Genomic DNA, 21,997 nt, shown 5'->3' with positions numbered 1-21,997 from the left:
TGGTCTCAGCTTCTGCAAATGATGGTATAGAGTGGATCGTCGCTCTCCAGCAACTTCATGTTATCTACTCTCGGCGCCCCGTCGGAACCCAGTGGTACCAGCTCCCGGCTGCCACAGTTAATGAGATGAATCCGGTGCGAAACCGCATCGGTGACCGTCTGCTCGAAACGGTAAAGGGTGAAGCGAACAATGTTCTGATCACCGGTATCACGGCTGATACTTTCCTTGTCGACCGCAGAGAATGAGGTCACGTAGGGAAACACAAAGGTCCAGGGGCGAAAGAAAATTCTCTCCTGTTCGGTGGCCACAACCACAGCTTCTTCCGGCAGCATGGCTCGTTTGTGGTCATACCAGGTGTATTCTCCATAGATCAGATAACCCAGCATGCCCGCACCGGCAAAGACCGGAATCAGCCACTTCGGGGCTTTTTTGGCGGTGGCCGCGCGAATACCCATGGCGATGCCAGCGGCACCAAGACCGCAAAAAACGGTGGCTACAAATGTCCAGAACATACAACGGTTTCCTCAAAAAAGAACGGGCTCCCTCACTGAGGAAGCCCGTTCGGTTTCAACCTGTCATCAGGTGCGATGAATCAGATTGTCTTTCGCTTCAGTGATCCTGGGCAGTACCGGCACCACGCGGGTAGCGGACGCTTTCAACCAGTTCCTGAATTTCAACGGGCGGCTCTGCAGTCACCTTGGATACTGCGAAGGCTACCGCAAAGTTGACGATCGCACCAATGGCACCGATAGACAGCGGGGAAATACCCAGCACCCAGTTCTCGGGAGTGTCTGCCAGATTGTTGGTGCCCGGGATGAAGAACCAGCCTTTGTACACGAAGATGTACACCAGAGTGAAGATCAGGCCGGACAGCATGCCCAGAGTCGCGCCCACGTTGTTTACGCGTTTGGAGAAGATACCCATCATCAGTGCCGGGAACAGCGAGGCAGCCGCAATACCGAAGGCAAGGGCAACCACCTGAGCCGCGAACCCTGGCGGGTTTGCACCGAGATAGGTGGCGACAACAATGGCAACGGCCATGGATATCCGGGCAGCCATCAGTTCGCCCTTATCACTGATACTGGGGTTGAATCGTCCCTTGATAAGGTCGTGACTCACCGCCGAGGAAATCGCCAGCAGCAGGCCGGCGGCTGTCGACAGCGCGGCTGCAAGACCACCGGCTGCGATCAGGCCAATGACCCAGCCTGGCAGGTTGGCGATTTCGGGGTTGGCCAGTACCAGGATGTCACGGTTAACCACCAGTTCGTTGCCGTTCCAGCCGCGGGCCTGGGCTTCAGCTTCAAACGCAGGTACGTCGTTGTAAAGCTGGATACGGCCGTCTTCGTTTTTGTCGGTAAACTGAATCAGACCCGTTACTTCCCATTCCTTGACCCAGTTCGGGCGCTCATCATATTCGATGGGAGCGGCCTGGGTTCCGTCCGGGTAGATAGTGGTCATCAGGTTCAGGCGAGCCATGGAAGCGACAGCAGGAGCCGTCAGGTACAGCAGGGCAATGAAGACCAGAGCCCAGCCGCCAGACCAGCGCGCGTCAGCCACCTTGGGCACAGTGAAGAAACGAATGATAACGTGTGGCAGACCGGCAGTACCGATCATCAGGGACAGTGTGAACAGAACCATGTTCAGTTTGTTGTCCACATCAGCGGTATACTCGTTGAAACCGAGATCAGTGATGACCTGGTTCAGCTTCTCAAGCAGCGGCAAGCCAGAGTCGGTATGGGTAGAGAACATGCCCAGGCCCGGAATCGGGTTGCCTGTCAGTTGAATGGAAATGAACACGGCGGGAATCGTGTAAGCGACAATCAGTACACAGTACTGGGCTACCTGAGTGTAGGTAATGCCTTTCATGCCACCGAGTACCGCATAGACGAATACAACAACCGCTGCGATGATCAGACCGGTGGTGGCATCCACTTCCAGGAAGCGGGAGAAGGCCACACCAGCGCCAGCCATCTGGCCGATAACGTAGGTTACCGAGGCAACGATCAGACAGATAACGGCTACCAGTCGCGCGTTTGCGCTGTAGTATCGATCCCCGATGAACTCAGGAACCGTAAACTTACCGAACTTCCTCAGGTAAGGAGCCAGCAGCATGGCCAACAGGACGTAGCCACCGGTCCAGCCCATAAGGAACGTGGAGTTGGCATAGCCACCGGCCGCGATCAGACCAGCCATGGAGATAAACGAAGCGGCAGACATCCAGTCAGCACCGATTGCGGCGCCGTTGGTGATAGGATGCACACCACCGCCCGCAACGTAGAAATCGCTGGTACTGCCGGCCTTGGCCCAGACAGCGATGGCGATGTAGAGGAGGAACGAGCCCCCTACGAACATAATGTTGATTGCAAATTGGCTCATTTGTCCTTACTCCTCATGCACGCCGAATTTTTCGTCGATCTTGTTCATGCGCCATGCATAGTGAAAGATCAGAACAATGAAGGTAAGGATGGAGCCTTGCTGGGCAAACCAGAAGCCCAGATCGGTGCCGCCTACGGGGATTCCCGCCAGCATCGGGCGTAACAGAATAGCGAAGCCGTAAGATACCAGGGCCCAGATAATCAGGCTCCCGAATATCAGGCGTAGATTCGCCTTCCAGTAGTTTTCAGCGTCGTAGCTATGACCTGACATACAATCACTCCTGTATTGTTGTTGTGGAGATTGGGTGTTTTTTTGGTGAGGTGTTGCGGATAGAGAATTTATTATTCATGTAGTACTTCTCCGACTTGTTGTCTCCTCCGACTTTACCGGTCAATGGATTTATGGATATTGGCAAATGGTCTAACTCTCAGTAACTTGCCTTGTATTTGGTCAAGGACATGGTCGGTAGAATCTGTTCCGCTAATAGCGGTGCATATGCTGTAAACGGCGTTGATAATGCAGCTTTTCACTGAGTTCTTTGAGAGTTTTGACGTCGTTTTTCCGGGCTTTATTGAGGGCTATCAGTGCCAGTTCTGCGGTAACCAGCGCGTCGGCTGCGGCGTGATGGCGTTCACTGATTTCCAGGCCAAATACATCCGCCCAGTCGTCCAGGCCGCGCCCTTTGATCGTTGCTTTCGGGAAGAACGCCGGCATCAGCTCGGCAACATCCATCCAGACGTGGGGCAGGGTGTAGCCCAACTGGCTTTTCAGCGTCTTTTCGAGGAACTTCTGGTCGAAGGCGGAGTGGTAGGCAAGTATCGGGTCGCCGTTCATCCATTCCAGAAGGTAGAGCAGTGCATCCTGGGTTTCGTAGCCCTGAGTCAGGGCTTCTGGGCCGATGCCATGGATCAGCACGGTTTCCCGAATGTCCAGTTCAGGGCGACGCAGTATCAGGTCAAACTGGTCATTGAGGTGGATGACACCACCTTCGATGGCAACCGCTCCGATGGCAATCACTTCATCTTTGGACGCGTTCAGGCCGGTGGTCTCAAGGTCAAGAACAATCAGCCGGCTCCGGGACAAGGGCTGGTCGCCAACCGTTTTCGGGCTGGGCAGATTGGCGGCATCGTGATCGCCGACTGTTCCGCCGCGTCTTCTGGCCAGCCACTGTTTGATGTATTCCAGCATGTTCTGTGCGCAGACCTATAGTTGATACGTAACTTCGAGTTTCTGCTGGAGCCGCTGGGCCTGGCGGAAAGACTCGCGAAGTATGCGCCGGTCCAGAGGATTCAGGTCGTCCGGATCGATGTAATTGGTCAGCTCCTCGCCCCGGTCGAGCATCTCCTGATGGGCACGCATACGGATGGCCTGAATCAGGCTGTAGGCTTCCTTCCAGGCGTTGGCGTCCTTGGCGTCAAAGATGTCTTTTCTGGCCAGGGCATCAATGCGCTCCAGGGTATTGGCGGCTTCCACCCCATGGGCCAGTGCGAACACCCTTACGGATTCCACAAATGGCGCCAGGCCCTGACGTTTCAGATCCAGCGAGTGTTTCTTCTCGTCGTTCAGATAGCGGAAGTTCCGGAACATGGTCAGGGGCGGTTTTCTCTGCAGCGCGTTGCCAGCGAGCATTTTCTGGAACAGGGCGTTCTTGCGGATGCGTTGGAGCACCTTCTCCAGCAGACGATGGAGTGGCTCAGTGGGGCCGAAGACCGCTCTCATATCCAGGAATATCGACGAGTAGACCAGGTTCTGGGGGGTTGAGGCATCAATAAAGCGGATAAACCAGTCGTCCCATTCCCGGTCACTCAGGCAGAGTTTGGGGTTGCTGGCCATAATGTTGCCTTTGCACAGGGTGAACCCGCACTCCGCCAGTTCGTCGTTGACCTTGCGGGCAAAGGGCAGCAGTTTCTCACGCACCTGATCTTCGGTCATGCCCTCTGGTGTCTCGAACAGAATACCGTTGTCCTGGTCGGTCAGCAGGGTTTGCTCCTGGCGGCCTTCACTGCCAAAGGTAAGCCAGGTAAACGGAATGCCAGGGTCGTTTTTCTTGAGGTTAAGTTCGAGTACCCTGCGCACGGTGACATCGTTCAGGGTGGTAATGATCTTCACCACCTGGCCGGAATCCGCGCCGTGGGCCAGCATGGCGTCGACCAGCCTTGAGACATCGGAGCGAAGGCTGACCAGGGTGCGCAAGTGGGTGGCAGTGCCAATGGTTCGAGCCAGGTTCACCAGGTCTACCCGCTGAAGAGAGAACAGATCCCGCTCGGATACCACGCCAATCAGGCGGTCCTCTTCGTCGACCACACACAGATGGGCAAAGTGGTGTTCCGCCATCAGCATTGCCGCCTCAAAGGCGTCCGCTGTGGCGGGCAGGCGACAGGGATTGCCTGTCATCACCTGGCGAATGGGCGTGTCGAGGGGGCCTTTTTCCTCAGCGATCATGGTGCGCAGGTCGCGCAGCGTGAAAATGCCGGTGGGATGACGATTGTCATCGGTGATAATGATGCTGCCCACATTATTCTCGTGCATCCGGGCTACGGCCTTGCGAACCGGCAGATCCGGTGAGCACACAATCGGGTTGCGCAGCGCGTAGCGCTCCAGGGGGGTGTCCAGGCTGTTGCTGGAGCCAATGGAAGCCATGGCCTTGGACTGGATGCGCTGATTGACCTGATCCAGCAGGCTGCTCACGCCCCGCAGGCAGAAATCGCGAAAGGATTCGCTTTCGGAAAACAGGGTGATGAAGGCGTTCTGTTCAATACTGAGGCAGAAGGTATCGCCGGAAGCCCTGTGTAGCGTTCGGGTCGGGCGCTCGCCAATCAGTGCCGCAAGCGGAAAGCACTCACCCTGGCTGATTTCAAAGGTGGTTTCTGCCCGGTCTTCTTTTTCATTGTGGCGCTCACCCCGGATACGTCCCTGCTTGACCACATAAAACCGTTTGACCACTCCATCGTCGGGCGAGAGCACTTCGTCGCCATCGGCGTAAAACCTCAGGGTCGCATGCTCGGCAAAATGGGCCAGATGGGTGTCGTCCATGCTGGAGAACGGGGCATGTTCCCTCAGGAATGACATAATCGCTCGGGTGTTCTGAGGGCGGGTAGTGTCCTGATTTGCTGCGGCCATATCGCGATCCGTAAGCTTGGGAGCCAGGTTCAGGAGAGCTCCATCGTTATTATTCTCCGCTTGCAGTGTAGTTCAGCGGAACCCGGAGGGGCTCTACGATTTTCGTCGCAGAGCTTTTCTTTATGGTAGACCGGTGCGGTGATAGAGTTCTGATACTCGTCAAACCGGAATCAGTTAGTGTCATGACCAGTAAAGATGAACGCCTTGCCTTCCTCGAAGAAATGAAGGATGTGCAGCGGATACGCAAACCCAATCGGGCCGAGGTATCGGTGCCCAAGGAGCTGACGCCCGGGCACCTTGAACGCCAGAGGGCGGCGGTTGAAAAACCGGTGCGAGACCTGAACCCGCTGACATCCGATATGGTAGAGCCGCTAACGGCACACGACATTCTCAGCTGGCAGCGCCCAGGCGTTCAGCACGGGGTTTTCCGCAAGCTGCGTCTTGGTCAGTACCCGATCGAGGCCCGGCTGGATCTGCATCGCATGACGGTGGAAGAAGCCCGCCGGGAAGTGTTCGGTTTTATCAACGACTGCGTACATTACGGTTTGCGCTCGGTGATCATCCTGCACGGCAAGGGAGAACGCAATCCCGATGGCATCGCCCAGCTCAAGAGCTACCTGGCGAAGTGGTTGCCGGAGCTGGACAACGTTCTCGCTTTCCATTCGGCAAAGAAACACCACGGTGGCACCGGCGCGGTTTACGTAATGGTCAGGAAAAACGATCGGGAAAAACAGCATAATCGGGAGATCCATGGTTCCAGATAAGGAATCGTCTGGATCATTCGCTACGACGGAAACACCGAATCGGGAGAATTAAGATGCGTTTGATTTTTGTGGCTTTGATTTCTGTACTGACATTGGTCGGCTGTAAAGACCGGGTAATCTGGAACGATAACGGCAAAGTGGAAAGTGCCACCCAGAACCGTGAAGTGTGGGATTCCAACGGCAAGCTGGAAACCGGTGAGCGCAAAATCTGGGTAAACAAGGATGGTGAAGACGTCGTCAAGTAAAGGCGTGGCGGTAAAACGCGCCGAACCTGCCAAAACAATAACATGATGAGGAGCACGGAATGGCTTTCACGCTGACTGTGAACGGTCGCCAGCATTCACTGGATGTCGAACCCGATACCCCGTTGTTATGGGTGCTGCGGGATGAACTTGGGCTCAAAGGGACCAAGTTTGGCTGCGGTGCAGGCCTCTGTGGCGCCTGCACTGTGCACCTGAACGGTCAGCCCGCCCGTTCCTGCTCTACGCCGGTGGAGATGGCTGAAGGTGCCGAAATCACCACCATCGAAGGCCTGTCCGCTGCTGGCGAATTGCATCCGTTACAGAAAGCCTGGGTGGAACAGGGGGTGCCCCAGTGTGGTTATTGCCAATCTGGCCAGATCATGACGGCCGCGCACCTGCTGGCCAACAACCCCTCTCCGGATCGCGAACAGATCGTCACCGCCATGACCGGCAACCTGTGTCGCTGCGGCACCTATCCTCGCATTGTGGCTGCGGTTGAGTCCGTCGCCGGTGGTGTGGGTCAGTACCAGCCGGCCGGGGAGGATGCGTAATATGGCGATGAATCGACGGGATTTCCTGAAGGTCAGCACCTCGGCTTCCGGTGGACTGCTATTGGCGCTGAATCTGCCTGGTTGTGCCTCCGTGCAAACCGGCTATGAGCCTGAAACCGGGGAATGGAAACCGAACGCCTGGCTGGAACTCACCCGGGACAACGACATTATTTTCACCCTCGATCGGGTTGAGATGGGCCAGGGCACCTACACCGGTCTTACCACTTTGATAGCGGAGGAGCTGGATGTAGCGCCGGAGGCCATTCGCGTGGCATTTGCCCCGGTTGCTCCGGAGTACCGTAACCCGTTGTTCGGGCTTCAGCTTACCGGTGGCAGCACCAGTGTCGCCTCCAGTTGGCAGCCCCTGCGGGAGGCCGGAGCTTCGGCGCGACTGATGCTGGTGATGGCCGCCGCCCGGGTTTGGCGGGTCGAGCCGGGACAATGCAAAACGGAGGGCGGGTACGTACGCCACCCCAACGGCCTGGATTCCATGCCCTATGGCAAACTGGTGGAGTTGGCGGACAAAGAGGTGATTCGTGGTGATGTGCCACTAAAACCCCGTTCCCAGTGGAAATACATCGGCCGACAGGCCGGAAGGCTGGATGCCGAGGCCAAGTCCACCGGCCAGGCGATGTACGGGATAGACGTAGAGCTGGCGGATATGGTCTATGCCGTTATGACCCGGAGCCCCCGCTATGGCGGACTGGCGGTCAGTTTCAACCGCGATCAGGTTCGGGCCATGCCGGGCGTGCTTGATGCCTTCATCACCGAGCGCGGTGTGGCCGTAGTGGCAGATCGCTACTGGCGAGCCCGCAAGGCTCAGGAAGCGCTGGCGGTTGAGTGGGATTTTTCCGAGGCCGTCGGGTTATCCAATCCGGACGTGTTCAAACACTATCGTCAGGCCGCCGGTGACGATCCCGGCGAGGACGAACGGGTGGACGGTGACCCCGAGGCTGTTCTGGAGAAAGCGGGTACCCTGGTGGAGGCAGAATATGAGCAGCCGTACCTGGCCCACGCCACCATGGAACCAATGAATGCGACCGCCTGGTATCGGGACGGTGGCATGGAAGTCTGGGCGCCGACCCAGGCCCCGGACCTGGGCCGCATAGCCGCCGCGCGACACACCGATCTCTCTCCGGATGACGTGACTATCCACACTACCTTTCTTGGCGGTGGCTTCGGCCGCAGGTTGACCCAGGACTACATTGAGGAAGCAGCCCTGGTCGCCTACCGGGTGAAAGTGCCGGTCAAACTGATCTGGTCCCGGGAAGAAGACACCCGCCATGGCTTTTTCCGCCCGGCCATGTTGCATCGTATGGCGGCCAGTCTGGAGGATGGGCAGCTGACGGGCTGGGATCATCAGATTGTTGGCCCTCAGATACTTGACTGGTACGTCCGGAACGCTGCACCAGCCCAGTACCCCTGGGCACCAAAATTACTGTACGGCACATTGGGCCGGGTTGGCCTGATGGTTGAAGGTATCGCAACCCCGAAAGACATTTCGGCCATTGAGGGTGCTATTGGCTATCCCTACGCGGTACCCAATGTCCGGGTTCGGCATACCCATACTGACCCGGGCGTGCCAATTACCTGGTGGCGCTCCGTGGGCTATTCCCACAATGGTTTCGCGGTTGAGACCTTTATGGATGAACTCGCCAGCCAGGCCAACGAAGATCCAGTCAGTTTCCGGCTGAAACTGTTGGAGAGTGAGCCCCGTCATCGGCGGGTTCTGGAGCGGGCTGCCGAGCTGGCGGGCTGGAACCAGCCGGTGCCAGAGGGCAGGGCGCGCGGAGTGGCCTTGTTCAAGAGCTTTGGTACCTATGTTGCCCAGGTGGTGGAAGCCAGTATTGAGCAGGGTGGAATTCGCGTTCATAAGGTCACGTGCAGCGTGGACTGTGGTCAGGTGGTGAACCCGCGAATTGTCGAGGATCAGATGACCGGCGGCATTGTCTTTGGCCTGACGGCGGCGCTGAACGGGGAAATTACCCTGGAGGGCGGCGAGGTGCAGCAAAGTAACTTCCACGATTATCGTCTGCTGCATATGCATCAGGTACCGGAGATGGTGGTGGATATTGTCGACAGCGAAGAGCCGCCCACCGGCGTTGGGGAACCTGGCGTCCCGCCGGTGATCCCGGCCCTGGGCAACGCCTTGTTTGCGCTGACCGGTAAGCGCCAGCGCCGTCTGCCGCTTAAAGCCTGAGCGGAATCGGTTTTACCCGGGCTGGGGTGGTTCTATAATGGCGCCAGATTCGCGCCCGGGCAGGGCTCGTACCAACCCGGAGGATGCCTGTGTTTGATGTAACCCGCTACGCCACCGCCGCCCAATCCATCGTCGAGGCCGGCCGCTTTCTTTACGACCGCGGCTGGTCGCCCGCCACCAGCAGTAATTATTCGGCCCGTATCGATGGCGACCATGTGGCGATTACGGTATCGGGCCGGCACAAGGGCCAGTTGGGTGCAGGCGACGTCATGGTGGTGGATCTGCATGGCCAGGCGGTACAAAGCGATTGCCGCTCGTCGGCAGAAACCCTTCTGCACACGGTGATCTATCAGCTTTATCCCGAGGTTGGCGCCGTTCTGCATACCCACTCGGTCAAGGCTACCGTGCTTAGCCGCCTGATCCCGGCGGGGCAGGCACTGGAGCTTGAAGGCTATGAGCTACAGAAAGCCTTCAATGGCGTGCAAACCCATGAGGGTAAGCTGATTGTTCCCGTGTTCGACAACACCCAGGATATTCCGGCACTGGCTGAGGAAACCCGGGACTGGTTTGCGCGGCACCCGGAACAGCCTGGATACCTTATCCGCGGCCATGGTCTTTACACCTGGGGCCGCACCATGGCCGATTGCCTGCGCCATATTGAAGCGTTTGAATTTCTTTTTGAATGTGAACTCGAAACCATGAGGGTACGCCGATGACCACCCTGAGCATTTTTCATCAGAACCAGCCCGAGCAGGCCCAGACGGTCGTAACAGACCCGGACACCATCCGGAATAAACTGAGTGCCCACGGTGTGCATTTCGATCGTTGGGCAACCCGCGATCTGCCGGCCGATGCCACTCAGGAGGAAATTCTTGAGGCCTATGCCGACGAAGTGGCACGGCTCAAGCAGGATTGGGGGTTTCAGACCGCCGACGTGGTCAGCCTGACCGCGGATCATCCCCAGAAAGACGCGTTCCGCCAGAAATTTCTGGATGAGCACACCCACAGCGAGGACGAAGTGCGCTTCTTCGTTCGTGGTCAGGGGGTGTTTTACCTGCACTTCGGTGACCAGGTATACGCGCTGCTGTGCGAAAGGAATGACCTGATCAGTGTGCCTGACGGCACCCGGCACTGGTTTGATATGGGGCCGGAGCCTGAATTCACCTGTATCCGGTTATTCAGCAACCCGGAAGGCTGGGTTGCGAGCTTTACCGGTGAGGATATCGCTTCCCGGCTGCCACGTTATGAGAGCCTGGCGGGAGGGGCCTGATGATTCGAGTGATCCTGACGGACATCGAGGGCACCACCAGTTCGATCTCCTTCGTACACGATGTCCTGTTTCCCTACGCCAGCGAGCACTTGCCGGAGTTTATCCGGGCCAACCATCACACCTTGCCGGCGGTGGCGGAACAGCTGGCTCGGGTGGCAGAGATCAGCGGTACCGACCGGAAAGATATCGATGGCCTCATCAATGTGCTGCAAGAGTGGATTGCCGAAGACCGCAAGGAGGGGGCGCTAAAGGCGCTGCAGGGCATGGTCTGGGAGCAGGGGTACCACAGCGGTGAACTGAAAGGCCATATCTATCCGGATGCCGCGGATTATCTCAAGCGCTGGCATGATCGGGGCCTGAGACTGTTCGTATATTCCTCCGGGTCCGTCAAGGCCCAGAAGCTGATCTTCGGTCATAGCAATGAAGGCGACTTCACGGTTTTCTTCTCTGGTTATTTCGACACGGCCGTCGGGGGCAAAAAGGAGGCGCAGTCCTATCGCAACATTCTTGCAGAATTGGGAGTCGATGCGGGCACTGTATTGTTTCTGTCCGATGTTGAGGAAGAGCTGCGTGCTGCCGAGGAAGCCGGCCTGAAAACCGCCTGGCTGGTACGAGAGGGCGAACTGCCGGATACCGCCCGGGTCGTGGCCAGGGATTTTTCGGAGGTTGATGCGCTGTTGCGTAAACGATAGGAGGTGATTCATGCCCGGGCGCCGCTGGTATTCATGGCTGTTGCCGGGTGTGTGTGCGCTGAGCCTGGTCGGCTGCAATCCCTTTTCAGACGCTGAATCCCTCACCGATGAGTATCTGGAACGTTTGGCCCGGGTGCTTGATACCGCGCCCGTTACCAGGGCCGAGCTGCCCGCGGCCGCCATTCCCCCCAGGCGGCGGGAGCGTGTGCTGGCCTTGCCGGAGCTGGATCTGGGCATGCTGGATTTTCTGTCGTTGTACGGCTGTGAGCTCCAGTATGTGGTGGGCGAACGCAATTCGGTGATGGGCAAGGTGATGCAGCCCATCAATCAGTTACGCTATGAGATTCGTTTTATCCGCGCCGCGGAGGCCTGTCTGCCCGAGGTAGACGATGAGGAACTGACAGACGCCCTGGAATCCGCCATTGAAAGCAAGCGGGGCAGTCTGCCGCTGGCTGTCTGGAATGCCACCTGGGGCACCGAGGAAGTAGAGCGCCAGTTTACCCTGTCCAAAGGGTATTATCCGGTGGCGGAAGCGGGTAATCCCGCGTCGGATCTGGTCCGGGATCTGCAGCAGCTGAACCGCCAGGTGGAAGCCTTACTGGCTCATAAGCTTGAGATCTCCCTGGAGAATCTCGGCCAGATCCATCAGCGCTGGCAGGCGGATGTGCTGGCGGGCCAAACCATTAACAGTGCCCGATTACTGATCAGCACCCTGAATGCCGGCACCGAGCTACTCGGCAGTCGACTGGAGGGCAGGCCGCTGTGTCTCAACGGCCTGCCCAATAACCAGTCGGAGATTGTTCAGAATTTCTTCTTCAGTATCTATATCGAGAAAATCCAGCCTTACATGAGTGACGTCAGCCGGGCCAGGGATTCGCTGATCGCGGGCTTTGCGGAACTCGCCCGACAGCAGCAAGCAGTAATGCCAGAGAGCTTTACGCCCTGGTACCAGCGCCATCTGGCGGCTGATATCCCGGATAGCCTCTGGCAGGAGCTGGACCAAGCCATGATGCGACATACCCGGCACTGGCAGGATCTGTTGGGGCAGTGCGGGCTTCGTCCGGGCGCCTGATCGTCCGTTGTGCTCAGCGCTGACTTTCCGGTGTTACCCTCAGAATTTCCTCCACCGTGGTCAGTCCGGCTGCTACCTTCTGGGCGCCACTGAGCCGAAGCGACTTCATGCCTTCTTTGTAGGCATCCAGCCGAAGCTGTTCCAGCTCGCAGCGATCGGTGATCTGGCGGGTGAGTTTGTCTGACAGTGCCATGATCTCATATACCCCGGCTCGGCCCAGGTAACCGGTGTTCCGGCACTCCAGGCAGCCGACCGGATGGTGGAACTGCCGGGGCAGCGGCGCCTTCCACGGGCGGGTCAGCGTCTGCCAGGCCTGAGCATCCGGCTCGCCGGGCTGCTTGCAGTGGGGGCAGAGCGTACGCGCCAGTCTCTGAGCCATCACGCCCAGTACCGTGGCCCGGATCAGATAGGGCGGAATGCCCAGCTCCATCAGGCGGGTGATGGCGCTGGGGGCATCGTTGGTATGCAGTGTTGAGAGAACCAGATGCCCGGTTAGCGCTGCCTGCACCGCCATTTCAGCGGTTTCCAGATCCCGGATCTCACCGATCATGATGATGTCCGGGTCCTGCCGCAGCAGGGCGCGAACACCGTGGGCAAAGGTCAGGTCGATATTGGTTTGCACCTGCATCTGGTTGAACGCGGGCTCCACCATCTCGATCGGATCCTCAATGGTGCAGATGTTGAGCTCCGGAGATGCCAGTTGTTTGAGTGTGGAATACAGTGTGGTGGTTTTACCGGAACCGGTGGGCCCGGTTACCAGCACGATGCCGTGGGGCCGAGAGGTCATGGTCTGCCAGCGTTCCCGGTCTTCCTTGCTGAAGCCCAGCTGTTCGAAGGACTTGAGCAGCACCTCCGGGTCAAAAATCCGCATCACCATTTTTTCGCCGAAAGCCGTTGGCATGGTGGCCAGGCGCAGCTCTACTTCGCTGTTGTCGGGTTTGCGGGTTTTGATGCGGCCGTCCTGGGGCCGACGTTTTTCGGCCACGTTCAGGCGCCCGAGGATTTTCAGGCGGCTGGTAACGGCCACGCCAACGTGTTCCGGGAATTCGTAGACATTGTGCAGCACACCGTCGATCCGGAACCGAACCTGAGTAACCGTACGACGGGGCTCTATGTGAATGTCCGAGGCCCGTTGGTCGAAAGCATATTGCAGCAGCCAGTCAACGATCTTGACCACATGCTGGTCGTTGGCGTCCGGATTTTCGCTGGCGCCCAGATCCAGTAACTGTTCAAAATTCTGATTGCCGGCACTGCCTGGCGACTGGCCGCCACTGGCCTTGCTGACGGAGCTTGCCAGTTGATAGAACTCAACCGTGTAACGGCGGATATCCTCGGGGTTGGCGACCACCCGGCGAATGTCCTTGCGCACTGCCTGGCGGAGGTTGCTTTCCCATTCCCGCTTGAAAGGTTCGGTGCTGGCAATCACCACCTCATCCGGTGTGATTTCTACCGCGAGAATGCCATGGCGCTGTGCGAAGGCGTAGGACATTACCCGCGCGATGGCCGGAGTGTCGATCTTCAGCGGATCGATATGGTAGTAGTCCTGACCGCCCCAGCGCGCAAGCCAATGGGTCAGCCGCTCCAGATCAAGAGTTCGGCCGTCCCGCTGGCTGGTCAGAGCGGCAATCGCCACCAGTTCGAGAGGATGCCGCTGTGGGGTATGGCCGGCACCAGAGGCGGCACCGAGGTTGGCCGTCAGTAGTTTTTCAGCATCCTGCTGGGTAATCTCGCCGCTTTCCACAAGCGCTGAGCAGATGTCCCTCAGGGTCAGGGTCTGGCGATGCGGTGGTGCCGGCATGGTCACGGTGTCATTCGCCATCTATTTGCCTCCGGGAGCCATCAGCATCAGTTTGCGACCGGTCGATTGACCTTGAGGTGCACCATGGCAACGGTAAACAACAGGAATGTCAGAATAGTCAGTGTCACCGGGCCGGCCGCGCCCTCCGACAGCCAGGCCGAAACCACGGCCTGAGTGAAGTAGAAGATCACCACAAAGGCCAGCCAGATATAACCCCGATTGTGACCGCGGAAGACCGGCACTGCAAAAGCCAACAGCGGCAGGAGTTTGACGGTCAGCATCAGCGGTATGGAGACGCCCTCGACCGGCGCGGGCCAGAACGTAGTGACCAGCAGGGTGGCGAGCACGGCCAGGTAAAGGGCGATGGTCAGGCGTGCGGTATTTCTGGCTTTGTCGTTGTGGAGCATGGAGCAGTCCGCATTGAGGGTTGTTTGAAAGTTTGGTCCAGTTTAGTTGGCCAGTTTCAGGGCCAGTCTGGCGAGGCGTTCACCGAAGGCCTGGCACAGGGTTTTTTGGTGGTCACTCAGAGCCTGCTGTTCACCCGTGCCAGCCCAGTGGGAGGGGCCATACGGTGTGCCTCCGGTGGCGGTCTCGTTGAGCGCGCTTTCGGAATAAGGCAGGCCACACAGTACCATGCCGTGATGCAGTAACGGCATCATCATGGTTAGCAAGGTGGTTTCCTGGCCCCCGTGCAGGCTGCCGGTGGAGGTAAAGGCGCCTGCCGGTTTGCCGGCCAGTTTGCCGTTGAGCCAGAGGTCGCCGGTGCCGTCCAGAAAGTGCTTGAGTGGTGCTGCCATGTTCCCGAAGCGGGTCGGGCTGCCCAGGGCCAGCCCGGCGCACTCCGCCAGGTCGGCTTTGGTGGCATAGGGTGCTCCCGCATCCGGTACCGGGGGCAGGCTGGCGGCGGTGTCCGGGGAAACCGGTGGAACCGTGCGGATTCTGGCTTCAATGCCTGCCACTCTGGCAACGCCGCGGCCGATCTGGGTGGCCATCTCGGCGGTCTGTCCGTTGCGGCTGTAATAGAGTACCAGCAGATAGGTAGTGGTCTCGGTCATCGGTAACCCTGGTTGTCAGAGAATGTCCAGTACGTTTTCCGGAGGCCGGCCGACGGCGGCCTTGCCGTTAGCCAGCACGATCGGGCGCTCTATCAGTTTCGGTGTATTCACCATGGCACGTACCAGGGCTTCGCGGCTGAGGTCCGGGTTGTCCAGCCCCTGTTCGCGGTATTCGGCTTCCTTGATTCGCATGAGTTCCCGTGGTTCGCAACCGAGCAGATCCAGAATGTGTAGAAGTTCCTGCTCTGTCGGTGGCGTCTCAAGGTAGCGTATAATCTCCGGTTCGATGCCCTTTTGCTGCAACAGTTCCAGGGTCTGGCGTGATTTTGAGCACCTGGGGTTATGGAAAATACGGGTAGCTTCTGTCATGGTCGTGGCCGTTTAACCTATTGATTGCAGACTTTTCAGGGATGTTAGTCTAACAGGAGGATAACCCTTGCAGTACCCTCATTCCGGGCTCTTTTGTAGTGGCACACGTTGGCTGGCATGGCCGGTACTCATGCTGATGCTGTTGTCAGCTTCAGGTTGTGAAAAGATTGAGCTGGAACGGGCCGACGGCACCCAGGCCAAATGGGACAAGTACCGTGGCCAATGGGTGCTGGTGAATTACTGGGCCGAGTGGTGCAAACCCTGCCTGGAGGAAATTCCGGAACTGAACGCGTTGGACAAGGCGCCGGATATTGCGGTGCTTGGGGTGAATTTTGATGGCGTTACCGGTGCTCCGCTGGTTGAACTCGGCGAACGTATGGGTATTGAATTTACCATGCTGGCTGCTGATCCCGGGCCCGGGTTTGGTTGGCAAGTACCGATGGCGCTGCCCGCCACCTTTGTTGTGGATCCTGAAGGCACCTTGATCGAGGCCCGGTTCGGGCCCCAGACCGAAGAAGACATCCGAGCACTGATTGGCGAATGACCATGGCAAACACCTTTGTACACCTGCGCGTTCACTCCGAATACTCCATGGTGGATGGCCTGGTTCGGGTCAAGCCGCTGATCAGTCGGGTCGCGGAATTGGGCATGCCGGCGGTTGGCCTGACTGAACAGTCCAACATGTGCTCCCTGGTGCGTTTCTACAAGGCCGCTATGGGCGCGGGCGTCAAGCCCATTATCGGTGCCGATATCTGGCTGGAGAATCCGGATGAGCCCGAAAATCCATTCCGGTTGACCCTGCTGGCCCGTGACAACGACGGCTACCTGAACCTTACGGAAATCATTTCACTGGGCTATACCGAAGGCCAACGCTACGGCAAGCCGATTGTCCAGAAAGCTTGGCTGGAATCCCGCGCTAAGGGACTGATTGTGTTGTCCGGCGCCAAGATGGGGGATGTTGGCAAGGCCTTGCTGGCCGGGAAGCCGGAACTGGCCAGGGAGCGGGCAGACTACTGGCGAAATCTGTATCCCGACAGTTACTACCTGGAATTGCAGCGCACCGGGCGGGCCGGTGAAGAAGATTGTCTGCACATGAGTGTGGAGTTGGCGGCTGAACTCGGTTTACCGGTGGTGGCGACCAATGATGTGCACTTCCTCGAGGCGGATGATTTCGAAGCCCACGAAGCTCGGGTCTGCATCGGCGAAAGCCGGACTCTGGATGACCCCAGGCGGGATCGCCGGTTCAGTGACCAGCAATATCTGCGCAGCGCCGAGGAAATGATCGAGCTGTTCTCGGACATTCCGGAAGCCGTGGAAAACACCGTGGAAATCGCCAGGCGCTGTTCGGTGAAGGTCCGGATGGGCGAATACTTTCTGCCTAATTACCCCATTCCGGACGGTATGACCATGGACGAATATTTTCGCCATGTGTCGGAAGAAGGACTGGAAGCCCGGCTGGCGAAGACCCTGAGCAGGGACGATCCGGAGTATGATCAAAAGCGTGAAGAGTATTACAAGCGCCTGAAGTTTGAGCTGGATATCATTATCCAGATGGGGTTCCCAGGTTACTTTCTGATCGTAATGGACTTCATAAAGTGGGCCAAGAACAACGGCGTGCCAGTAGGGCCGGGCCGGGGTTCCGGTGCCGGCTCGCTGGTGGCGTATGCGCTGCTGATCACGGACCTGGATCCGCTGGAATACGATCTGCTGTTCGAGCGGTTCCTGAACCCGGAGCGGGTTTCCATGCCCGACTTCGACGTTGACTTCTGTATGGAAGGCCGGGACCGCGTCATCGACTACACCGCCCAGAAGTACGGCCGGGAGGCGGTTTCCCAGATTATTACCTTCGGTACTATGGCTGCCAAGGCGGTGGTGCGGGATGTGGCCCGGGTACAGGGCAAATCCTACGGACTGGCGGACAAGCTCTCCAAGCTGATTCCCTTTGAAGTGGGCATGACCCTGAACAAGGCGATCGAGCAGGAGCCCCAGCTCAAGGAATTTCTGGAACAGGACGAAGAAGCCCAGGAAATCTGGGAGATGGCCCTGAAGCTCGAAGGCGTGTGCCGTAACGCCGGTAAGCACGCCGGGGGGGTTGTGATCGCGCCCACCAAGATCACCGATTTCTCACCGCTTTACTGTGATGATGAAGGCGGCAGTCTGGTGACCCAGTTCGACAAGGGCGATGTGGAAGACGCCGGCCTGGTGAAATTTGACTTTCTGGGGCTGCGAACCCTGACCATCATCAAATGGGCCCTGAACATGATCAACCCGCGCCGGCAGCAGCGTGGGGAAGGCGAGCTGGACATCAGCGCGATCCCGCTGGACGACAAGCCCTCTTTTGACATGCTCAAGAAGGCAGAGACCACGGCGGTATTCCAGTTGGAATCCCGGGGTATGAAAGACCTTATCCGCCGCCTGCAACCGGACTCCCTGGAAGACATGATCGCCCTGGTCGCCCTGTTTCGGCCCGGTCCGCTGCAGTCCGGCATGGTGGACGACTTTATCGACCGGAAGCACGGTCGGCAGCCGTTGTCTTATCCGCATCCCGATTACCAGTATCAGGGCCTGAAGCCGGTTCTGGAGCCCACCTACGGGGTTATCCTGTACCAGGAGCAGGTCATGCAGATCGCTCAGGTGATGGCGGGCTATACCCTTGGCGGCGCCGACATGCTGCGCCGGGCCATGGGTAAGAAAAAGCCGGAAGAAATGGCCAAGCAGAAAGCCATCTTCCTGGACGGTTGTGAAAACAACGGCATCGACAAGACCCTGGCGGAAAACATCTTTGACCTGGTGGAGAAATTCGCCGGTTACGGCTTCAACAAATCCCACTCTGCCGCATACGCACTGGTGTCGTACCAGACCCTGTGGCTGAAAGCACACTATCCGGCCGAATTCATGGCTGCGGTTCTCACCGCCGATATGCAGAACACCGACAAGGTGGTGACGCTGGTGGAAGAGTGCCGCAACATGAAGCTGGACTTGCTGGTGCCGGACGTCAGCCGGTCCGCTTATACCTTTACCGTTAACGATCAGGGCCAGATTGTGTACGGCCTGGGCGCAATCAAGGGCCTGGGTGAAGGTCCCATCGAGAGCATTGTGGAAGCGGCCAAAGCAGGCCCCTTCCAGGATATCTTTGATTTCTGCCGCCGGGTGGATCTGAAAAAGGTCAACAAGCGGGCCATGGAAGCCCTCATTCGCTCTGGCGCCATGGATAAACTGGGTGCCGATCGCGCCAAGCTGATGGCCAGTATCGACAAGGCCATCCAGCAGGCAGACCAGCAGTCCCGCAACGATGCCGCCGGCATGGTGGACATGTTCGGAGAAATGCTTGAGGGCGGTGGCGACGATGAAGACACCTATGCGGACGTTGCCCACGTTCGGGAGTGGCCGGAGAAAGAGCGCCTGAAAGGCGAAAAGGACACTCTGGGCCTGTACCTTACCGGCCACCCATTTGATGAATACGAACGGGAAGTGCGTCGGTTTGTCCGTTGCTCAATCGCCGATCTGAAGCCCAACAAATCGCCCCAGCGGGTGGCCGGGCTGGTGGTGGCCCAGCGCACCATGAAGACCAAGACCGGCTCTACCATGTGCTTCATTACTCTGGATGATCGCAGCGCCCGGATCGAGGCTACCCTGTTTTCCGAGGCCTTCTTCGAGAACCGGGAGTTACTGCAGTCGGACCAGGTAATTGTGGTGGAAGGACAGGTCAGCCACGATGATTATTCCGGCCAGATGAAAATGCGGGTCAGCAGCGTGATGGATGTGGCGACCGCCCGTCAGCAGTTCAGCCGGGGTATCAAACTGGCGTTGCGTTCAGAGCAGTTGCAGAATGGACTTCTGGACAAGTTGGACGATACCCTCAGGCCGTTTCGCAGTGAAGGCAGCCCGGTCTGGATTGAGTACCGCAGTGCCGAGGCCAGCACCCGTATTGAACTGGGTGAAAGCTGGCGGGTACAGCCAGACGACACACTGTTGTTCGAGCTGAAGCACCTGGTGGGCGACCAGTCTGTGGAACTGGTCTATGATTAAGACCAATGTCCGCTTTAGCCTTGCCGGCAGCGCTGCTATCTTTGTCCCAAATTCTGGTTTTGGCGGGTTTCGGCCCGCCTGGCAATAAAATGATGGAACATCATGAACCCTAACTACCTGGATTTCGAACAGCCGATCGCCGACCTGGAAGCCAAGATTGAAGAGCTTCGCATGGTGGGTAACGACACCGATATCAATATCACCGACGAAATCAGCCGCCTGAAAAAGAAGAGCATCAGTCTGACCGAGTCGATCTTCTCCGACCTTAAGTCCTGGGACATTGCCCGTCTGGCCCGGCACCCGCGCCGGCCCTATACCCAGGATTATATTGACCTGATCTTCGAGGATTTTGACGAACTGCATGGTGACCGACGCTACGCCGATGATCTGTCGATCATTGGCGGCACCGCTCGCCTCGATAACACGCCGGTCATGATTATCGGCCACCAGAAGGGTCGTGAAGTGCGGGACAAGGTCAAGCGCAACTTCGGGATGCCTCGTCCGGAAGGTTATCGCAAGGCTCTGCGCCTGATGGAAATGGCTGAACGTTTCAAAATGCCGATTCTGACCTTTATCGATACCCCGGGTGCTTATCCCGGTATCGGTGCCGAAGAGCGCGGACAGAGTGAAGCCATCGCATTCAACCTCGCGGTGATGTCGAGACTGAAAACTCCGATTATCTCTACCGTGATCGGCGAGGGTGGTTCCGGTGGCGCACTGGCGATCGGTGTCTGCGACCAGCTCAACATGTTGCAGTACTCCACCTACGCCGTTATTTCTCCGGAAGGCTGCGCCTCCATCCTCTGGAAGAGCGCCGAGTACGCTGCTCAGGCGGCTGAGGCCATGGGCGTTACCGCCGATCGTCTGAAAGAGCTGGGTGTGGCGGATCACGTGATCGATGAGCCGCTGGGCGGCGCTCACCGTAATCCGGAAAAAATGGCGGAAACCCTGAAGACGTCGCTGGCCCAGGGCGTGGCTGAGCTGAGCCGATTGCCGCTGGATGAACTGGTTTCCCGCCGGTACGAGCGTCTTACCCGCTATGACGGCGGGCGGTAACACCGCTCGACGGGATACCTGGCCCGAAGACCTGATCGGGCCGGTTCAGAAACTTCCCGCCTGTGATGAACTCTGGGTCGCCCTGAGCGGCGGCCTGGACTCATCCCTGCTTTTGCATGTCGTTGCGGCCGCCTATCCGCGCGTCAGAGCGTTGCATATCAATCATCAGTTACAGTCCAATCACGATCAGACGGAGCGCGCCTGTATCGATCTCTGTGCTGGACTGGGCGTCGAACTTCAGGTGCGTCGAGTGAATGTAGCTACGGGCTCGGGGAGCCTCGAAGAGTCAGCAAGAGCGGCGCGCTACGAGGTCTTCAGGGAGGTTCTGGGAGACAACGACCTTCTACTGATGGCGCACCATGCAGACGACCAGGCAGAAACGGTTCTGTTCCGGCTGCTGCGTGGCACTGGCGTAAACGGTCTGGCCGGAATGCCTGCCGCCCGGTCGCTCGGGTTGGGGCATCTCTACCGGCCCTGGCTTGGCGTATCCCGCAGTCGATTGGAGCAGGTGGCGCGTGAGCAGGGGGTAAGCTGGGTAGAAGATCCTAGCAACCAGAGTGAAGTACACGACCGCAATTATCTGCGGCACTCGGTAATGCCGGGCCTTAAACAGCGTTGGCCGGGTTTGTTGAAGCGCGTTGCTCACAGTGCTCGGGCCTGCGCCGAGAGTGAAACCCTGAGTCAGCGGCTGGCGGAGTTGCAATGGCAGAGTTGCGGCGACGATAAAGGTCGAATCCGCCTGGCCCCGTTCTCGGCACTTGGGCAGATCGAGCGCCGGAACCTGGTGCGCTGGTGGATTCATGGCCGGGGATTGCCGGTTCCGGCGCTGTCAGATTGGTGCTCAGCACTCGACCAGTTGATTCACGCAGGTTCGGATCGAACTCCGGAAATTCGTGGAGACGGATTCTGTATCCGCCGTTATCGGGATCACCTTTACCTGGTGCCCCAGGTCGCAATCCCTGTGGGTCCCAGGTCCTTGTTGCCGGGCCAGGTCATGGAGTGGGGGTGGTGGACCCTTCGGCTTGTGCCTGCTTCGCAGAGCACTACAACGGAAGCCTCCTGTCCGGAAATAAGGGTATCTACGAGGCAGGGCGGCGAGCGAATCCGGTTCGGCAGCAATTTACCCTCCCGACCGCTGAAAACCTGGATGCAGGAGCAGGGCGTGCCACCCTGGGAGAGAGCGGCTCTGCCGCTGGTTTACGAGGTCTCGGCGGCTGGAGAGGCATGGATTGCCATTGGCGATTTGTGGTGTTCTGAACAATACTCCGGAGGCGCCCATGCCGCCGGCTGGCGGCTGATTGTGGAGCGGGATTGTGATTGAGTAGAGAGGGGCTTTCTGGTAGTCTGGCGTCCCATCTTGAGATGAATAATCTCCCTCCTTCACCGAACCAGATAATCACGGA

At 58.3% G+C, this 21,997-nt stretch carries 21 protein-coding genes; 12 read left to right on the top strand and 9 right to left on the bottom strand.

Annotated elements, in window-relative coordinates:
- Nucleotides 1-5: 5 nt before the first annotated feature.
- The 5 genes from ARC85_RS14990 to ARC85_RS14970 all read right to left on the bottom strand — a co-directional run bounded on the left by ARC85_RS14990 (nucleotide 6) and on the right by ARC85_RS14970 (nucleotide 5,496).
- Nucleotides 6-512, bottom strand: coding sequence for a hypothetical protein (locus tag ARC85_RS14990; RefSeq protein ID WP_014421937.1), 507 nt, complete (start codon nucleotides 510-512; stop codon nucleotides 6-8).
- A 97-nt stretch (nucleotides 513-609) separates the two neighbouring features.
- Nucleotides 610-2,376, bottom strand: a complete 1,767-nt coding sequence (locus ARC85_RS14985; protein WP_022991676.1) for a sodium:solute symporter family protein — start codon at nucleotides 2,374-2,376, stop codon at nucleotides 610-612.
- A 6-nt stretch (nucleotides 2,377-2,382) separates the two neighbouring features.
- Nucleotides 2,383-2,646, bottom strand: coding sequence for a DUF4212 domain-containing protein (locus ARC85_RS14980; RefSeq protein WP_011784417.1), 264 nt, complete (start codon nucleotides 2,644-2,646; stop codon nucleotides 2,383-2,385).
- A gap of 210 nt (nucleotides 2,647-2,856) precedes the next feature.
- Nucleotides 2,857-3,564 (bottom strand): 3'-5' exonuclease, encoded by a 708-nt coding sequence (locus ARC85_RS14975; protein WP_011784418.1) that lies wholly within the window; start codon nucleotides 3,562-3,564, stop codon nucleotides 2,857-2,859.
- 15 nt (nucleotides 3,565-3,579) lie between these two features.
- Entirely contained in the window at nucleotides 3,580-5,496 is a 1,917-nt protein-coding gene (locus ARC85_RS14970; RefSeq protein ID WP_014421935.1) for a putative nucleotidyltransferase substrate binding domain-containing protein, read from the bottom strand.
- Nucleotides 5,497-5,678: 182 nt separating this feature from the next.
- On the opposite strand from ARC85_RS14970, the gene smrA reads away from it, so the two are divergent.
- The 8 genes from smrA to ARC85_RS14930 all read left to right on the top strand — a co-directional run bounded on the left by smrA (nucleotide 5,679) and on the right by ARC85_RS14930 (nucleotide 12,287).
- The gene (gene smrA, locus ARC85_RS14965) at nucleotides 5,679-6,260 is read left to right on the top strand and encodes a DNA endonuclease SmrA (protein ID WP_014421934.1); all 582 of its coding nucleotides are present in this window, start codon (nucleotides 5,679-5,681) and stop codon (nucleotides 6,258-6,260) included.
- 53 nt (nucleotides 6,261-6,313) lie between these two features.
- A complete protein-coding gene (locus tag ARC85_RS14960) occupies nucleotides 6,314-6,505 on the top strand; it encodes a hypothetical protein (protein WP_286715300.1) in 192 nt (63 codons plus the stop codon).
- Between the two features lie 59 nt (nucleotides 6,506-6,564).
- The gene (locus tag ARC85_RS14955; protein WP_286715298.1) at nucleotides 6,565-7,053 is read left to right on the top strand and encodes a (2Fe-2S)-binding protein; all 489 of its coding nucleotides are present in this window, start codon (nucleotides 6,565-6,567) and stop codon (nucleotides 7,051-7,053) included.
- 1 nt (nucleotide 7,054) lies between these two features.
- Nucleotides 7,055-9,253 (top strand): xanthine dehydrogenase family protein molybdopterin-binding subunit, encoded by a 2,199-nt coding sequence (locus tag ARC85_RS14950; protein WP_286715295.1) that lies wholly within the window; start codon nucleotides 7,055-7,057, stop codon nucleotides 9,251-9,253.
- Between the two features lie 89 nt (nucleotides 9,254-9,342).
- On the top strand, nucleotides 9,343-9,969 hold the full coding sequence (locus ARC85_RS14945; RefSeq protein ID WP_022991682.1) for a methylthioribulose 1-phosphate dehydratase: 627 nt from the start codon (nucleotides 9,343-9,345) through the stop codon (nucleotides 9,967-9,969).
- Nucleotides 9,966-10,523: a 1,2-dihydroxy-3-keto-5-methylthiopentene dioxygenase gene (locus ARC85_RS14940; protein ID WP_286715292.1), complete on the top strand. Its 558-nt coding sequence runs from the start codon at nucleotides 9,966-9,968 to the stop codon at nucleotides 10,521-10,523. Before ARC85_RS14945 ends, ARC85_RS14940 begins: the two co-directional genes overlap by 4 nt.
- Nucleotides 10,523-11,215, top strand: coding sequence for an acireductone synthase (gene mtnC / locus ARC85_RS14935; RefSeq protein ID WP_286715290.1), 693 nt, complete (start codon nucleotides 10,523-10,525; stop codon nucleotides 11,213-11,215). Before ARC85_RS14940 ends, mtnC begins: the two co-directional genes overlap by 1 nt.
- 10 nt (nucleotides 11,216-11,225) lie before the next feature.
- Entirely contained in the window at nucleotides 11,226-12,287 is a 1,062-nt protein-coding gene (locus ARC85_RS14930) for a DUF3080 domain-containing protein (protein ID WP_286715286.1), read from the top strand.
- 13 nt (nucleotides 12,288-12,300) lie between these two features.
- Here ARC85_RS14930 and tfpB read toward each other — a convergent pair whose 3' ends face one another.
- From tfpB to arsC, 4 genes are read right to left on the bottom strand one after another with little or no spacing between them, the layout of a single operon-like run.
- Nucleotides 12,301-14,106: a type IV pilus assembly ATPase TfpB gene (gene tfpB, locus ARC85_RS14925; protein ID WP_286715284.1), complete on the bottom strand. Its 1,806-nt coding sequence runs from the start codon at nucleotides 14,104-14,106 to the stop codon at nucleotides 12,301-12,303.
- A gap of 26 nt (nucleotides 14,107-14,132) precedes the next feature.
- On the bottom strand, nucleotides 14,133-14,492 hold the full coding sequence (locus ARC85_RS14920; protein WP_014421925.1) for a DUF2069 domain-containing protein: 360 nt from the start codon (nucleotides 14,490-14,492) through the stop codon (nucleotides 14,133-14,135).
- 42 nt (nucleotides 14,493-14,534) lie between these two features.
- The gene (gene wrbA, locus ARC85_RS14915; protein ID WP_286715281.1) at nucleotides 14,535-15,140 is read right to left on the bottom strand and encodes an NAD(P)H:quinone oxidoreductase; all 606 of its coding nucleotides are present in this window, start codon (nucleotides 15,138-15,140) and stop codon (nucleotides 14,535-14,537) included.
- A 15-nt stretch (nucleotides 15,141-15,155) separates the two neighbouring features.
- Complete coding sequence (gene arsC / locus ARC85_RS14910) at nucleotides 15,156-15,509, bottom strand: arsenate reductase (glutaredoxin) (protein ID WP_226597948.1); 354 nt, start codon at nucleotides 15,507-15,509, stop codon at nucleotides 15,156-15,158.
- A gap of 67 nt (nucleotides 15,510-15,576) precedes the next feature.
- Between arsC and ARC85_RS14905 the strand changes: the two genes are divergently transcribed.
- The 4 genes from ARC85_RS14905 (at nucleotide 15,577) to tilS (ending at nucleotide 21,915) form a co-directional block, all read left to right on the top strand.
- The gene (locus ARC85_RS14905; RefSeq protein ID WP_286715279.1) at nucleotides 15,577-16,053 is read left to right on the top strand and encodes a TlpA family protein disulfide reductase; all 477 of its coding nucleotides are present in this window, start codon (nucleotides 15,577-15,579) and stop codon (nucleotides 16,051-16,053) included.
- A 2-nt stretch (nucleotides 16,054-16,055) separates the two neighbouring features.
- The gene (gene dnaE / locus ARC85_RS14900) at nucleotides 16,056-19,538 is read left to right on the top strand and encodes a DNA polymerase III subunit alpha (RefSeq protein WP_286715278.1); all 3,483 of its coding nucleotides are present in this window, start codon (nucleotides 16,056-16,058) and stop codon (nucleotides 19,536-19,538) included.
- A 102-nt stretch (nucleotides 19,539-19,640) separates the two neighbouring features.
- Nucleotides 19,641-20,594: an acetyl-CoA carboxylase carboxyl transferase subunit alpha gene (gene accA / locus ARC85_RS14895; protein ID WP_011784433.1), complete on the top strand. Its 954-nt coding sequence runs from the start codon at nucleotides 19,641-19,643 to the stop codon at nucleotides 20,592-20,594.
- On the top strand, nucleotides 20,539-21,915 hold the full coding sequence (gene tilS / locus ARC85_RS14890; protein WP_353744306.1) for a tRNA lysidine(34) synthetase TilS: 1,377 nt from the start codon (nucleotides 20,539-20,541) through the stop codon (nucleotides 21,913-21,915). Before accA ends, tilS begins: the two co-directional genes overlap by 56 nt.
- Nucleotides 21,916-21,997 lie beyond the last annotated feature (82 nt).

The sequence above is a fragment of the Marinobacter sp. tcs-11 genome, assembly GCF_002049515.1.
GTDB lineage: Bacteria > Pseudomonadota > Gammaproteobacteria > Pseudomonadales > Oleiphilaceae > Marinobacter > Marinobacter nauticus.
This window is presented reverse-complemented; position numbering and strand designations above follow the sequence as displayed.

What these genes read in the sequence shown, in the direction of transcription:
- ARC85_RS14990 (WP_014421937.1), bottom strand. Translation starts at nt 512, where the DNA reads ATGTTCTGGACATTTGTAGCCACCGTTTTTTGCGGTCTTGGTGCCGCT.
- mtnC (WP_286715290.1), top strand. Translation starts at nt 10,523, where the DNA reads ATGATTCGAGTGATCCTGACGGACATCGAGGGCACCACCAGTTCGATC.
- ARC85_RS14980 (WP_011784417.1), bottom strand. Translation starts at nt 2,646, where the DNA reads ATGTCAGGTCATAGCTACGACGCTGAAAACTACTGGAAGGCGAATCTA.
- dnaE (WP_286715278.1), top strand. Translation starts at nt 16,056, where the DNA reads ATGGCAAACACCTTTGTACACCTGCGCGTTCACTCCGAATACTCCATG.
- ARC85_RS14920 (WP_014421925.1), bottom strand. Translation starts at nt 14,492, where the DNA reads ATGCTCCACAACGACAAAGCCAGAAATACCGCACGCCTGACCATCGCC.
- ARC85_RS14950 (WP_286715295.1), top strand. Translation starts at nt 7,055, where the DNA reads ATGGCGATGAATCGACGGGATTTCCTGAAGGTCAGCACCTCGGCTTCC.
- wrbA (WP_286715281.1), bottom strand. Translation starts at nt 15,140, where the DNA reads ATGACCGAGACCACTACCTATCTGCTGGTACTCTATTACAGCCGCAAC.
- tilS (WP_353744306.1), top strand. Translation starts at nt 20,539, where the DNA reads ATGAACTGGTTTCCCGCCGGTACGAGCGTCTTACCCGCTATGACGGCG.
- ARC85_RS14930 (WP_286715286.1), top strand. Translation starts at nt 11,226, where the DNA reads ATGCCCGGGCGCCGCTGGTATTCATGGCTGTTGCCGGGTGTGTGTGCG.
- smrA (WP_014421934.1), top strand. Translation starts at nt 5,679, where the DNA reads ATGACCAGTAAAGATGAACGCCTTGCCTTCCTCGAAGAAATGAAGGAT.
- accA (WP_011784433.1), top strand. Translation starts at nt 19,641, where the DNA reads ATGAACCCTAACTACCTGGATTTCGAACAGCCGATCGCCGACCTGGAA.
- ARC85_RS14940 (WP_286715292.1), top strand. Translation starts at nt 9,966, where the DNA reads ATGACCACCCTGAGCATTTTTCATCAGAACCAGCCCGAGCAGGCCCAG.
- ARC85_RS14955 (WP_286715298.1), top strand. Translation starts at nt 6,565, where the DNA reads ATGGCTTTCACGCTGACTGTGAACGGTCGCCAGCATTCACTGGATGTC.
- ARC85_RS14975 (WP_011784418.1), bottom strand. Translation starts at nt 3,564, where the DNA reads ATGCTGGAATACATCAAACAGTGGCTGGCCAGAAGACGCGGCGGAACA.
- tfpB (WP_286715284.1), bottom strand. Translation starts at nt 14,106, where the DNA reads ATGGCGAATGACACCGTGACCATGCCGGCACCACCGCATCGCCAGACC.
- ARC85_RS14985 (WP_022991676.1), bottom strand. Translation starts at nt 2,376, where the DNA reads ATGAGCCAATTTGCAATCAACATTATGTTCGTAGGGGGCTCGTTCCTC.
- arsC (WP_226597948.1), bottom strand. Translation starts at nt 15,509, where the DNA reads ATGACAGAAGCTACCCGTATTTTCCATAACCCCAGGTGCTCAAAATCA.
- ARC85_RS14960 (WP_286715300.1), top strand. Translation starts at nt 6,314, where the DNA reads ATGCGTTTGATTTTTGTGGCTTTGATTTCTGTACTGACATTGGTCGGC.
- ARC85_RS14970 (WP_014421935.1), bottom strand. Translation starts at nt 5,496, where the DNA reads ATGGCCGCAGCAAATCAGGACACTACCCGCCCTCAGAACACCCGAGCG.